Below are 14191 nucleotides of genomic sequence, written 5' to 3'. Positions count from 1 at the left end.
TTTGAATACATCGAAGTTGATTACAATCGAACAAGAAGGCACAGTGCTCTTGGGTATCTAAGCCCAGTTAACTTTGAAAAACAATATGTCGCTTAATGCGGTGTCCAGTCTGACTGGAGCAGATCATAGTGTGTTCTGATTTTTGTAATTAGGGAATATAGAAAGGCTCACACTTTAGTTGAGCCTCAATTGACAAGCACACGTTAGGCTATCGTAATTTTTTCAAAGGAAGGTTTACTTATCTTTGATGTTGATTTGGTTGCCCATGATCTTGTCGCCATTAAATGCATCACCACTTCCGTATGCTTTAATATTGATTACAGTTTGAGGTTTTTCGTTTAACTGGGCTATTACCTCTTGAAGGACTTTTGAGGACTCAATTAGTCCAGTTAGCTCTTCTGGTGATGCTGACTTCTTGTATTCTTCTTTAGATAGCTCTTCTGCTATTATGTCAGCGACCTTATCTTCAAGATTAACAACATTGTCTAGACCTGCCTTGATGTAGCTAGCTGTTAGTTTAATTGGAGATGACACTAACTCGTATAAAGCTCCACCAATGAGAGCGCTGCTTACAAAATCCATATTTTTCTCTTTAATTACATTATTATGAAAATCATTATACAACCTCTCACATTGCAATTGGAAACACATTCAATTCTCTCAACTCCCCCTTTTCCTGTTGGTTTATTTTTTTATGATCTAACTTGTGATTGTTATGATTTAAGTATATGTTATTTTTTGTTTTTATTATTTTGTGTTGCGGGTTTTTATGACTAAAAATGTCGTGGTGATTGATGAAGAGGTTGCTCGTGAAGTTAGAGGGAATGACGCTTATGTTCTTACTGTTCTGAAGTGTGACTTATACCCAGAGCTAAAGATTAGAGTCAATGATGATGGTGAGATTGAGCCTTATGCCCCATCTCGCTCCAAGAAGAAAGAAAAGGAGCTTCTTCAGATAGTCACCGCAGAAGGTAAATTGGTATACCCACAAAATCTTTATCTGACAATCTGCGCTCGAAAGACCCAGTCTATCGCTACTCGTGCTCAAGCCCTGTTGATGTTTACTCGGTGGCTCGAACTCACAGGTAAATCTTACAGAGATATATTCGCAGACCCTTCCGATGGTGTCGGGCATGAATTTGCTGATTTTCTAGTTCGTTGTGTAATTGGTGAGCATGATGAAGGGCTAAAGCTCGCCTTGTCTACAGCGAAGACGTACATGCGATTTGTTGTCGATTTTTACAAATGGATGAATCGAGAAGGTGTACTAGTTTGGTCTGATAAAGTAAGACCGTTTGAATTCACACTGAAGCGAATACCTCGTAAATCTAACAAGAATGTAGATATGTTGAGTCACACAAAAAGAAATCATGAGATTGTGGTTCAAACAAGTAGCGTCATGAATAAGTTCCCTCGTTCTGCAAAAATCCCACCTCATAAGAAACTGAAGCCATTGCCAGAGCATGAATTACAGGTGCTCGATAGTTATATTCACCGAGCTGAGTTCCCAGCGCGTAATAGATTAATGATTGAGCTGGCTTACAAGGGAGGGCTTCGAGTTGAAGAGGTTGCCTCATTGAATGAAGGAGCAATTTATCAACCATCTTTAGGTGAGATTGAGTGCGAACTAGCGCTAAAGACATCAAATGGTGTTCAAGCTAAGAATGACCTTTCAAGAGTTACTAAAATCCCAGCGTCACTCATGACTGCATTGCATGACTATAAGATTTCGGAAGGTCGGCAAAGTATTTCTGACTCGTTAAGCAGACTGTCTGAGGGGAATGAATTTGAGCCTCGCTTATTTCTCAGTAAACACACCCTTCTTGGTTCAATTAGCTCAAATACAATTCAAGGAGTTTGGTCAGATTTGAGAGCTGAAATTAGACTCACACATGAAACTTGGTACTACAAGTTTCATGATTTACGGTCAACCTTTGCAACCGATTTTCTACTACAAAAAGTAAAAGAGTCAGACTTACCCTTGGACTTTTTTTTCGGCGAGCTGAAAAGCCTTATGGGACACAGTGAATCAACAGACACCCTGATTTATGTCGATTTTTTAAAAGACTTGAAGCTCAACAAGGAAGCTGCATTGAGAAGGAATCAGGAAGCACAGGAGGCTGCTCATGGCGAAAAGTAACATTTCGGATTTGTATGTCTCTGACCTTGAGAATAGAAAAGAATCTCCATATGACAATGATGTTATAGATTTCACAAGGCAAGGCGCAAATCGGGAAATTAACCTTGCATGTCTAGACCATCTATTTGCTGATGTTAAGCAATCGAAGGTTGAGTGCAGTGTAAGGTTAACCATAGTTGATAAGCTGAAACGAACAATAAAGCAGTATTTTGAGTTAGATCGAGTCAGCATTGGGAAACAATTATTCCATGTTTTGCATTCATTTATTCGACACGCCGATAGGCAGCAACTTGAAACATTCTCTAAAGAATCATGGCAGTCATATTTCGGTACAAAGGGGTATATGTGGAGGTTGGTTGAATCCGCAGAGCGTCAGTATGCCCACGCCTACATGTACGATGACGGACAGGTAGAGGGCATTGCAGAGAAAACTGCCGCTGGTAAAAAGAGGCTTCTGAAATATGCATTCTCTGAAATGGGTTTAGATGTTTTTGATTGGGACAAAGGTTTAAAAGACTTTTCTGTTGCTGGGAAGCTTAAAAAGCCGCTCGAAAATTACAGCAAAAATGAACATGAAACTGTACTCAGGCGCTTGCATGACAAGTTTTTCTTACTTGCTCCTATCTTAATTGCGGAGCATAAGTTGGGGCGTTCTTCAGAGGACTCAAAGGGGATCGTCTATAGCCTAGCCCAGTCTACACTTAGCTCAAAAAAACAAACTCTTGATGTGGAACTGATGTTTCTAGAGGGAATGACTCTAACTGAAGCGTTTAATTTTATCATGGAAGTAGGTTATCACCTCTTTTGTCATTATACGGCTTTCAATGACTCTGTAGTTACATCAGTAAGAAGACCAATTGACTTTGTTACGGAGAAGACCGAAGGAAAAGTTTCTAAATATGCTGTCATAAAAGGTTTTAAGGGGCGAGCAGGGAAGGAGGTTACAGGTGTTATCGGTGAATCTGAACTAGAAGAAGTCTCTGCACGAGTAGATAAGCGTACAGGGGCTGCGTTCCTGAACATGCTGCTGGAGCTGTCATCTATTTTTAACCCTGATGAGCACGGTTTGTTGCTGTATCAATTAAGTGTTGAAGGCTTGTGTCAAGAGTTGAAAAGTGATTTTCAAAATGACAACATTCCTAGAAAGTTAGAGCTTTTTGCCGATAAGCGCATCGGGCTAGCTGAAAGGCTAGCAGAGAGCATTAATTCACTTTGTGAGCACAGTTACGTTGAAGTGGTCAAAAGGGTTGATGATGATGAGGGAGTTAGACGTATTTCAAAGTCTAAAAAATATTATAAACCTACCAGCAATCAATACACCTCAATAATGCACCGTTTATCAGTTGCATTTATGCAGTGTTTTACATCCCAATCATTAAGATATGCGCAACTACCTCTCCTCTATTCCGCGATAGATGACAATGGGAAGTCAACGGTAACATGTACTTCGTCATTAATAGCTACAGCCAGTCATCAAAACTCTGTAATCAGCTTCTATGTAGATGAGCAGTTTCTATCGACAATACAGCGAATCGAAGCTTGGGCTTTAGGAAGAAATCCTCTCCAAAGAAAACGGAAAAAAGGCAATCAGCACACGTCAAAATTAAGTATTGATGGTTCGAAATATAATGTTGAACCTACTAAGGGTATGTCATATCTATTTCCACAAGGGCGGATCGGTGAAACTAGGCACTTTAAGCAGCACCCCGTAAGCCGTTCATCTCTATTAGAGATAGGACTTACGCCTAGTCATTTTTTCTGCACATTAAATTCTACACGATTCCGTAAAACCGTAGCAGATAACGAGTATCGATATGGTTCTGAAGCCTCTGCTATGGCAGTTCTACAGAACTCTAAAAAAGTGTTTGAAGAACACTATGCCAACGGTCATCAGGGGCTAAATAATGAGATTATTGCACAAGCATTAGATGTGATTGAGCTGGTTATTAAAGGTGTGGAGCTTGAAGAAGCAAAGCAGAAGGTCAGGGACTATTGGAAAATTGAAGTTCTTTCTTTTGATGAATACAAGAAAAGAGGTAAGCCTAGTAACCCCAATGGTATCTGCTGTGATGGCAAGCCTGATTTTGAAGGTAAAGAGGATAAGCTAGCTCAGTCGGCAGCTAAAAAAATGGGAGTTACAGATGACTTATCAAAACTCCATTGTTATCAGTTTGATAAATGTCATGAGTGCCTTAATGCCAAGCTGGTCGATGAACCTAATCAGGTCTATAAACTTTTGTCATTTATAGATTCACTAATGGATGCTGCTGATCTTCATCCTGAAAATGAGGAGTTGGAGGAGCGAATCGAATCATTTGAAGAGATTTTATCTCAAAACATATCAGATGAGGTTCTGGAAGAAGCAGAGGCTTTGTTAGAGGCTAATGGTCGCTATTTTTTGTATGCATAGACTGCATGGGAGAACACTAAAATATGAAAACTATTAAAACAGCAAGTGGCGCAAATGTTAGCTTTGAAGAGTTTGTTGAGGATCTCGATACCGACCATATTGATCATGTACTTTTGCCAGCAATTGAACGTGGAAATTGGGATGAGTTGGAACCTCTTGCGGTAATTAGTGATTCTGAATTTCCAGTGATGTTTAAGCAAAATGTATGGGATCTAAGTCAGATTGGTGACGGCTATCAAACACAACGCTTGCTATTCAATCACTCAACAAGGAAAGGCTTTGATGGATATATTTTACCAAGAAATATACGCAATGAAATCAAGTGCTTTGCTGCTGTGGAACTACTAACTGAGTATGGTAAATACTCGTATTTGTCGATTGTTGATACGGTTGGAAAGCTTACTCTGATAGCCAAACATGCTACAGATTTAGGCATTGTTAGCTTTTCAGATATCGATGAAGATGTCATCTTTCAACTTCAAGAGAACGGTTTGAAGATTAACGATAAGAGCAATAAAACTTTATCCGCGATTAACAGGCTAGTTCAGTGCCAAGATCCATTACCTATCCAGATTGAGATAAATAAGTCGTTGAAGGCTAAGCATTTTAATTTGACCGCATCAACCTCTGATCAGCACTTTGCGATCCCACTACGAATTTATTTTGAAATGCTGAATCGTGCGATTTCGGACGTTAATGATGCATACAAAAATAGAATTGAACTAGAGAAGTCTGTCGAAGATCTCCTTACTCATTCAGAATTGGTTAGAGATGATTTGATTGCTAAAGTTCGTTCTGGCTCTATGGCTTTATCGTCAGTAATAGTTGATACATCTAGAGTTGAAGTGATAGAGAGACACTTTAAATCTTGTGGAATTTTATTGGTTGACAATCAGGAAGACTCTAATTGGGAGGATACTTGGCTAGATTGTGTCAGTGGTAGCTACAATGGTCATAAGTCGGTCGCTTGGGACGACTTCTCTGTAAAAGTTGGTTCTCGGCATTTCCATCAGCGATCTAAGTTTAATCGGTATTTTTGTGACTTACAGGCTTCTGCTGCTTTTCTAGTGATGGCATTAAGTGGTATGAGAATTAGTGAGCTTTATGGAATGTCTCCCGTGTATGGTGCTCAGGATCATGTGAAAATAGGAATAAATACCATTTATGCGCTTACGACAAAGCAAGAGAAGTTGACCTTGGACTCTCAGACAGCCGATGATGTTTATATTACAAATCGTACTGGCTTTGAGGCTTTTCATGTTCTTAATGCTATCCATCGTCCTTATCGTAAGCGTTTTAAAGAAGGCTCTAATAGTGTATTTTTTTCTGCCTTAACAGAGGTGTACTACCCAAGACCCATTGAAAAGGTCGGATTAGGACAAACTATTAGAGAGACCTTAAAGCGTGCATATAAAGATACATTTATATTGAATTCTCATGATTTGGATGCTCTCAGGACATCTAATCCAACACATAGTAGTCTTCCTAAAGTTGGCGATAGTTTTCCTTATACAAGCCATCAATGTCGCAGAAGTTTTTCTTACTACTTGATCGGTCTTGAGTTAATGGATTTCCCACAGTTAAAACAGCAATTGGGTCATATATCCATAGCTATGTCACGTTGGTATGCAAGAAATGCACACTCACTTAAGAAAATTTACGGTGAAATTAAAGAAGAAAGAACTGAACGTTCGGCTACGGCGTTAGCTCGTGCCTATAACAAACTAGCAAATAAAGAGCGCTTGGCAGGAGGCTACGGTAAAAGTCTTTTAAAGGAAGTCATTGAGAATGAAAATTACTTTGAACAAGGGATCAATGACAGAAAGCTTTCATCGAGGTTTTGGAAAGAGGAAATTAAAACTGGCAAGGTACATGTCCATGCGATTGGAAAGGGTATGTACTGTACAAAGAGGCAGTGCGCAATGAGGGCTGCTATTGATCTTTCAGAATGTACTGATTGTGGCTGGGATATTATTGAAGATGCAAGCGAAGCGGAATCTATACGAATGACGGCTATGAGAGATCTACTAACTTTGCAGGAATCAGGGGAGCTTAATGGCAATTCAGCTTCGAAGTACGTGATGGACATACGCTCGGCAGAGAAAATTATGTCTGATCTAAACTTCCCATTTGAAGCCTTTGAGATACCTGATGATGTCTCTCAGTTGATCCCTGTACAAAACATATAGAGGTAATTATGGCACGTAATAAGGATGCTTCTCGTAAAGCACTGCTCGCTGCAATCTCTAGAATTAAAGAGCAGACCTACACGCATAAAGACTTGAGAAAGAAGACAGTTGTAAAACTAAATAAGTCAAATGTCGAAAAGGAAGCAGGGCTATCTGCTGGCGCTCTTCGTCATCACCCTGATATTGTGAAGGTGATAGAGGGAGCTAGTTCTAACAACAATCATAGTGCAGATGATGTGGCGATCTTGACTGAAAAGGTTGATAAACTTGAGGCTTTAAATAGAAAACTAAAAACCGAGAGCATCAGTGATAAAAAGGATGCAGAGCAAGCAGAAAAGACCTTAAAAGAATACCAGTCTGAGTACCATCAAACAGTAACAGCTTTGTTCTTTAAAATACCGATTAATGAAAGAGAGGAGGCAATCAAGTCACTTGATAATCCCTCTTTGAACAGAGGTGTTACGAATATAAGTGAATATAGGCGTAAGTAGTACCTATTTAGTTAGATCTGAGAACTTTACTGACACTTCAATAAAGCCAATTTTGCGTGCAACTTTGGCTGCTGCATCGATGGTTTTGAATTTTCTTGCGTCATCGCCACGTTGTGGAGTAACGATGTATTGTGTTGCTTTGTTTTTTCCTTGTAGCAATAGATTCCAATCTGTGCCAAATGCTTCTGGAACTACTATGGCTTTGGTTAATTCACCTGCTTGAAATCTAATTTCCAGCTCTGCTTGTTGCATTCGAGTTTGTCCTTATAATTCTATGAGTACCTGTAAAATATTAGAAAGACCATAACAAATCAATATGCAGTTTTGATTTATCAAATTAAACTTTTGATGATTGCGTCCATTTTTGATATTGAAGTATCAACATTTGATTTGGCATTTGGTGGCTTTCTAAGGAAAGAAGATCAACTTCGCACAGAGGCAATGTCGTCATTACTGGATTTTAGTAGGAATTAGTGTTTTATTTACTAATTATTAAGTCTCATTGAATCAGGTGGTTATCAGGCGGTTCAGCTTAAGTAAAGTATAGTGATAAAAAAAAGGCGCATAAAGCGCCTTTCTTATTCTACTTAACTCTTATAGAGATTCAGTAAAAGTACGAGCAATTACGTCTTTTTGCTGCTCTATAGTTAGAGAATTGAAGCGTACAGCGTAGCCAGATACACGGATTGTTAGCTGAGGGTAGTTCTCAGGGTGTGCAACTGCATCTTCTAAAGTCTCACGCTTCAAGACGTTCACATTAAGGTGCTGGCCGCCTTCGATCTTCGCAGGGACTTCAATAGCAACGTCACGAGACTCGTATTCGCCTAGATCTGCTGATGGAACTACTTGGTCTGCTTCGTAGCCTTCAACTGCAACAACACAGCGAGCTTCGTTCTTTTCTGTATCTAGCAACCAGATTGAGTTAAGTAGAGAATCGTTAGCTGCTTTAGTGATTTGGATACCTTGGATCATATGGATTTCCTTTTAATTTTTGATTTAATTCTTATGACTTAAAGTTTGACTCTAAGTGCTGACTTCTTAAAAAACATGACTAATAAAAAATATGAGATTTTTTCTCTTTATGACTATCAAATCCAATGTTGAGAAAGGGTTTGATGTGATTAAGTCATACTTTTTAGTAGTTAGGCTTTCCAATATTATAGGTGTTGACCGCCTTCGATGCGTGGTGCTGCTTCGATTGCAACTTCACGGCTTTCGTAGTCGCCTAGGTCTGCAGCTGAGATAACTTGGTCAGCTTCGAAACCTGCAGTAGCAACAACACAACGAGCTTCATTCTTTTCGTTGTCTAGTAGCCAGATTGAGTTTAGTAGGTCATCGTTTGCTGCTTTAGTAATTTGAATACCTTGGATCATAACTATCTCCTAGTCCACTGAATGTGGTTTGATTATGGTGTTAACTTTCGATTTTTGTTGAGCTGGGTAATATATACCTAATATCTGTAAGGTTAACATTGATTTAAGTCAAAAAACAACCAAAAACCATATTTTTACAAAGGTGATTATATTGAGGTAAATCAACAAAACCTTTGAAAACAAAGTAATTACAAAATATTTTAAAGTATAAAAAATATTTAACAGTCTTATTTGTTGTAAGTTTACTACATTTGTTGTGTTTTTATTGAACTACAAACGATACGACCCTTTATTTATTAAGCATTCTGAAAGTGTAAAGTGATTTAATGACAAACAATAATTCATCCTCAAAACCTCAAACCAATATTAAGTTTATTGGTGCTCATGTGTCTGCTGCTGGTGGTGTTGATCAGGCGCCAATGCGCGCAAGAGAGATCGGTGCCAATGCTTTTGCGCTGTTTACCAAAAACCAAAGACAGTGGGCAGCAAAGCCGCTGGAAGCGAAAACCATTAGTGCGTTTAAAGCCAACTGTAAGATGTTGGGCTTTAGTGCTGAGAATATTCTTCCTCATGACTCCTACCTTATTAACCTAGGAGCACCAGAAGAAGAGAAGCTAGAGAAATCGCGTGCGGCTTTTATTGATGAAATGGAGCGTTGTAATCAACTAGGACTCACGCTTTTGAATTTTCATCCTGGGAGTCATTTGAAGAAAATCTCAGAAAGCGAATGTTTGGCCAAGATCGCTGAGTCGATCAACTTGGCTCACCAAGCGGTGCCTGATGTAATTGCAGTGATTGAGAATACCTCAGGGCAGGGGACTAATTTGGGTTGGAGGTTTGAGCACCTAGCAGAGATCATCGACCAAGTAGAAGATAAGTCGCGTGTCGGTGTGTGTTTAGATACTTGCCATACGTTTACGGCCGGTTATGACCTACGAACAAAAGAAGCGTGTGAGCATACTTTTGCAGAGTTCGAGCGCATAGTGGGTATGCACTATCTAAGAGCAATGCACATCAATGATTCAAAAGCTGAGTTCGCAAGCCGAGTTGATCGACACCATTCTTTAGGAAAAGGTGAGATTGGCTGGGATTGTTTTGAGTATATTGCCTCGGATTCTCGCTTTAATGGTATTCCTCTTATCTTGGAAACCATTGATTCGACGATCTGGAAAGAGGAAATTCAACAACTTAGAATGTTTCATCGCTCAGCAACGGTAGTCAGCGAAGAAGCGTAATAATAGAGGAGAAAATTTATTTCCGTCTATTTCTAAAAATTGGCACCTTTCTTTCATAGTACTAAAGTGAATATGTAGTTCACGATGTCTTACAGGAGGTGCCTTTATGTATTCAATCACCCAAACTTCAACTTCAACTGTTGCTGTCGCCAGCCGTTTACCGACACCAAATCGTCACGTGCATAGTCATGGCCACCATCGTACACAGCAAAAAAGTGGTTAATTGAGATAAACACAACTTGAACTGATTATTATGATTCATCAACAAGTGAACCCTACACATCATGTTTATTGATAGCTGTATGAGGTATAACTAGAGCCTTATTCAGGACAGTTAGCCGATACAGCTATTTTTTTGTCTGGCGAAAGCCGCTAGAAACATTGATTATTGGGAAGTAAAACGATGAGCGCACCAAAGAGTTGGGAATCCATTATTAATGATGAACGTGACAAAGAGTACTTTCAGAGTGTTCTCGCTTTTGTCGAACAGCAACGTAATAGTGGAAAAACCATCTACCCTCCTCAAGAGCAAGTGTTCAGTGCTTTCGATATGACGCCTTTTGAGTCTGTACGCGTGGTTATCCTTGGGCAAGACCCTTATCACGGCGCTAAGCAAGCTCACGGTTTAGCATTCTCTGTGCTACCTGGCGTTAAAATTCCACCGTCTCTACGAAATATGTACAAAGAACTCGCACAAGATGTAGACGGCTTTGAGATCCCGAGTCATGGTTACCTCGACACTTGGGCATCTCAAGGGGTATTAATGTTGAATACGGTACTGACAGTAGAAGAGGCAAAAGCACACTCACATGCTAAGTGTGGTTGGGAAACCTTTACCGATGCCATCATTGCTGAGCTAAATCAGCGTTCTGAGCCGGTCATATTCTTACTGTGGGGCGCACATGCCCAAAAGAAAGGCCAAGCTATTGATGAAAACAAGCATCATGTTTTGGTCGCTCCTCATCCATCGCCATTATCCGCCCGTCGTGGCTTCTTTGGTTGTCAGCATTTCTCAACAACCAACAAGCTACTTTCTTCTATGGATCAACAACCTATAGATTGGCGATTACCAACAGAGTTGTAGGTTGGTGGTTTTCTGAGCAGGGTCAAATCATAAATGAGTATCTTCGTATACACTTGTAAATAGTAGGTGTAATGGAGTGCAATACTATGATGATTGAAAGGATAAGACGAGAGCATGGCTATATGGCTCGTTTGCTCGCGATACTCAACAATAAGTTAGAGCATCTAAAACAAGAGCGAGAAATAAACTATAGCTTGATCGCAGAGGTGGTTCATTATCTCATGAACCATTCAGATAAGGTGCATCACCCGAAAGAAGACGTTATTTATCGTTACTACCTCAAGCAATATGGCAGCGAGCAAATGATTGAAGACTTGGAGCTGGAACATCAATTGCTTTCTGAGAAAACAGCGGACTTTTTAGGTGTGGTCGATATGATCCTCCAAGATGCGGTTGTTCCTCAACAAGTCTTTATTGAACAGCTTGAAGCCTTTGTTAAAGCTCAACGAAAGCACATGGAATATGAAGAGAAGCATGTGTTACCGATGATTGTGAAGGCATTCACGGTCAAAGATTGGCAAGAAGTAGAGTCTCAATGGCTTCAACCGGAAGATGACCCTGTCTTTGGAGAGACAATTGCCGATCAGTACCGCCAACTTGCGGCTCGTGTTCGACAGAATGAGCAAGAGTGCGTGTAGCCCGTTGTCGTATTGAAACGCTGCTATTATTAGGCGCTCTCTATTAAGATGCTCGCTTTCAAATTGTGCTCTAAATCGAAGAGTGGTTTCATACAATAAAAAAGGCACCTGTATAGGTGCCTTTTGCTATCTGATTTCTTGTCGTGCAGATTAAAGCTTTATATCATCAAGGCTAAAATCGAGACCGAGATTCATCTCTCTGAGCTCTTTCTCAAGCTGTCTACGATCGTTGATTGCCTCGATTTCACGCCATTTACGCTTGAGTGGTTTAGAGCGAGTTTTTTGAGTTGCACGAGGCATTTCTAGTTCTGATAGTTCATCGAATTGAAAGCTATCCATAAGCCATATCTCCTTCCGTGGGAATCGTTCTTACGAACCATTAAATATCATATTTAGGTTCACAATAACCTTGATTTGTTTCTCATTTGTTTCAAATCTATGAAGTTTTTGTTCTGTTTTCTTATGCATGCTCACACATTGTGGGGATTTTCATGTACAAAAAACAAGCAAACAAACCTAAGTAAACGATTAAATTAGGGGTTATGGAATGTTAATTCATTGTGCGAATGGAATGGTATTTTTACTATAATGCATTTAAGTGCGTATTGTGCCGTGCGGTAGAGGGTTCTCATTGCTCTAGAAAAAAATACAGATCTTCACTATACCTTGTAAAACCTAGGCTGACGTCATCTTTATAGGATGTCGTTCTTGTTTTGGTGGTACCTTGGTTGTTGTTGATATTATGTCCCGATAATGTGACTTTTATTGGGCTGTATTGTTGAAAATTGTGTTAACAAAAGGTGTGTTATTAGTGAAATGTCATTTTAATATAAATGTATTTGCATATTGATTTTTAGGCCGTCTCGCTGCATTATCCGCCCGTCAAAAAATACACTGATACGTAAAATGGATGCATGAAGCGACATTTACAATCTAGATCGCAACAAATAAATATAAATCTAATGCCGACACAACTATTGACACTGGCATAGGTGATCTAGAGGAAGGCTCGGACGCAAGATCGGTGCTTAAACTCAATTACGAGGTTCACGTGACAGACTTAATCAATTTGATGAACGATCTCCTTTGGGGATCTATCTTAGTTTACTTACTCGTTGGTGTGGGTATCTACTTCACTGTACGACTAGGCTTCATTCAATTCCGCCATTTCGGCCACATGTTCTCTGTTCTTAGAAACAGCCGTAAAGCAGACAGTGCTGGTATCTCTTCTTTCCAAGCTCTTTGTACTAGTCTTGCTGCTCGTGTAGGTACAGGTAACATGGCAGGTGTTGCTGTGGCACTAACCGCCGGTGGCCCTGGTGCTATCTTCTGGATGTGGCTAATCGCCATGCTAGGTATGGCAACATCATTTGCTGAAAGCACACTAGCTCAACTATACAAAACGCGTGATAACGACGGTAACTACCGTGGCGGCCCTGCATACTACATGGAGAAAGGCCTAGGTATGCGTTGGATGGGGGTTCTATTCTCTATCTTCCTAATCATCGCATTTGGTCTAGTATTCAACGCGGTTCAAGCGAACGCGATTGCAAGTGCAATGAACACGGCATTCGACTTTGAGCGTGGCTACGTTGGTGTTGGTATCGTAATTATCTCTGCATTCGTTATCTTCGGTGGTATCCGTAAGATTGCCCGCACTGCAGAAATCATTGTTCCAATCATGGCACTGGCTTACTTAGCTATCGCTATCTACGTAATGCTAATGAACATTGAGAAAGTGCCTGAAGTTCTGGCTCTTATCTTCAAGAGTGCATTCGGTCTGCAAGAAGCAGCAGCTGGTGGCCTAGGTTACGCGATCGCACAAGCGATGATTAACGGCATCAAACGTGGTTTGTTCTCGAACGAAGCGGGTATGGGTTCTGCGCCAAACGCAGCAGCTTCTGCTACGCCTTACCCACCGCACCCAGCATCGCAAGGTTATGTGCAAATGCTAGGTGTGTTCATGGACACAATTGTTATCTGTTCTGCAACAGTAGCAATCATCCTGATGTCTGGTGAATATGTACCACACGGTGAAGTAACGGGTATCGAACTCACGCAACGTGCACTAACGGCACAAGTGGGCGAATGGGGTGGCATCTTTGTAGCGGTAGCGATTTTCTTCTTCGCTTTCACTTCAATCATTGCAAACTACTCGTACGCTGAAACAAACCTTATCTTCCTAGAGCACAACAACAAGAAGGGCCTCGTGCTGTTCCGTATCGTTGTGCTGGGTATGGTTATGTTCGGTTCTTTGGCGACATTGCCAACGGTATGGGCATTGGCTGACGTATCGATGGGTCTAATGGCGATTGTGAACTTGGTAGCGATCATCTTGCTATCGGGCATCGTGATTAAGCTAGCGAAAGACTACAACCGTCAATTAGACGCGGGTAAAGTACCCACGTTTGATGCGGATGATTTCCCAGAGCTTAAGGCTCAATTGGAAGATGGTATTTGGGTTAACAACAAGAAGAAGTAATCTTGTTGGAGTGATTCATCACTCATCCTAAAATCATTAGAAAGGCTAAGGTTTCGACCTTAGCCTTTTTCTTTGCCTGCGATTTCTATCTGTTTGCAATTTCTATCTGTCTGCGATTTTTCTTGGTGAGTAATTTTTACTTTGTCTGC

At 40.4% G+C, this 14191-nt stretch carries 13 protein-coding genes and 1 pseudogene; 9 read left to right on the top strand and 5 right to left on the bottom strand.

Annotated elements, in window-relative coordinates; all coding sequences use genetic code 11:
- Positions 1 to 96: IS3 family transposase (locus L3V35_RS23365; protein WP_135458248.1), on the top strand; the 96-nt coding region annotated here is incomplete at its 5' end.
- A gap of 138 nt (positions 97 to 234) precedes the next feature.
- Here the strand turns inward: L3V35_RS23365 and L3V35_RS23360 are convergent.
- The gene (locus L3V35_RS23360) at positions 235 to 582 is read right to left on the bottom strand and encodes a hypothetical protein (RefSeq protein WP_237300720.1); all 348 of its coding nucleotides are present in this window, start codon (positions 580 to 582) and stop codon (positions 235 to 237) included.
- A 205-nt stretch (positions 583 to 787) separates the two neighbouring features.
- Between L3V35_RS23360 and L3V35_RS25565 the strand changes: the two genes are divergently transcribed.
- From L3V35_RS25565 to L3V35_RS23340, 4 genes are read left to right on the top strand one after another with little or no spacing between them, the layout of a single operon-like run.
- Positions 788 to 2140, top strand: coding sequence for a site-specific integrase (locus L3V35_RS25565; protein ID WP_237300719.1), 1353 nt, complete (start codon positions 788 to 790; stop codon positions 2138 to 2140).
- A complete protein-coding gene (locus L3V35_RS23350; protein ID WP_237300718.1) occupies positions 2127 to 4550 on the top strand; it encodes a hypothetical protein in 2424 nt (807 codons plus the stop codon). Before L3V35_RS25565 ends, L3V35_RS23350 begins: the two co-directional genes overlap by 14 nt.
- Positions 4551 to 4573: 23 nt before the next feature.
- Positions 4574 to 6739 carry a hypothetical protein gene (locus tag L3V35_RS23345; RefSeq protein ID WP_237300717.1) on the top strand — a complete coding sequence of 722 codons (2166 nt, stop codon included), beginning with the start codon at positions 4574 to 4576 and terminating at the stop codon, positions 6737 to 6739.
- Positions 6740 to 6747: 8 nt separating this feature from the next.
- A complete protein-coding gene (locus tag L3V35_RS23340; protein WP_237300716.1) occupies positions 6748 to 7230 on the top strand; it encodes a hypothetical protein in 483 nt (160 codons plus the stop codon).
- 3 nt (positions 7231 to 7233) lie between these two features.
- Here L3V35_RS23340 and L3V35_RS23335 read toward each other — a convergent pair whose 3' ends face one another.
- From L3V35_RS23335 to L3V35_RS23325, 3 genes and pseudogenes are all read right to left on the bottom strand, one after another.
- Positions 7234 to 7482, bottom strand: coding sequence for a hypothetical protein (locus L3V35_RS23335; protein ID WP_237300715.1), 249 nt, complete (start codon positions 7480 to 7482; stop codon positions 7234 to 7236).
- Between the two features lie 342 nt (positions 7483 to 7824).
- A complete protein-coding gene (grcA, locus tag L3V35_RS23330) occupies positions 7825 to 8202 on the bottom strand; it encodes an autonomous glycyl radical cofactor GrcA (protein ID WP_237300714.1) in 378 nt (125 codons plus the stop codon).
- A gap of 188 nt (positions 8203 to 8390) precedes the next feature.
- Positions 8391 to 8603 (bottom strand): annotated as a pseudogene (locus L3V35_RS23325) (autonomous glycyl radical cofactor GrcA); the annotation flags it as partial.
- A gap of 326 nt (positions 8604 to 8929) precedes the next feature.
- Here L3V35_RS23325 and nfo point away from each other — a divergent pair.
- From nfo to L3V35_RS23310, 3 genes are all read left to right on the top strand, one after another.
- On the top strand, positions 8930 to 9838 hold the full coding sequence (nfo, locus tag L3V35_RS23320; RefSeq protein ID WP_237291140.1) for a deoxyribonuclease IV: 909 nt from the start codon (positions 8930 to 8932) through the stop codon (positions 9836 to 9838).
- Positions 9839 to 10241: 403 nt separating this feature from the next.
- Positions 10242 to 10922: a uracil-DNA glycosylase gene (gene ung / locus L3V35_RS23315; RefSeq protein WP_237291139.1), complete on the top strand. Its 681-nt coding sequence runs from the start codon at positions 10242 to 10244 to the stop codon at positions 10920 to 10922.
- An 86-nt stretch (positions 10923 to 11008) separates the two neighbouring features.
- Entirely contained in the window at positions 11009 to 11560 is a 552-nt protein-coding gene (locus L3V35_RS23310) for a hemerythrin domain-containing protein (protein ID WP_054547802.1), read from the top strand.
- 150 nt (positions 11561 to 11710) lie between these two features.
- Here the strand turns inward: L3V35_RS23310 and L3V35_RS23305 are convergent, their stop codons facing one another.
- The gene (locus L3V35_RS23305; protein WP_004735002.1) at positions 11711 to 11899 is read right to left on the bottom strand and encodes a DUF3545 family protein; all 189 of its coding nucleotides are present in this window, start codon (positions 11897 to 11899) and stop codon (positions 11711 to 11713) included.
- A gap of 712 nt (positions 11900 to 12611) precedes the next feature.
- Between L3V35_RS23305 and L3V35_RS23300 the strand changes: the two genes are divergently transcribed.
- A complete protein-coding gene (locus tag L3V35_RS23300) occupies positions 12612 to 14042 on the top strand; it encodes a sodium:alanine symporter family protein (protein WP_017084788.1) in 1431 nt (476 codons plus the stop codon).
- The last annotated feature ends 149 nt before the right edge of the window (positions 14043 to 14191 follow it).

It is taken from the genome of Vibrio sp. L5-1 (assembly GCF_021728315.1).
Lineage (GTDB): Bacteria > Pseudomonadota > Gammaproteobacteria > Enterobacterales > Vibrionaceae > Vibrio > Vibrio splendidus_K.
Note: the sequence above shows the minus strand (reverse complement) of the source record. Positions and strands in the feature narration are given on the sequence as shown.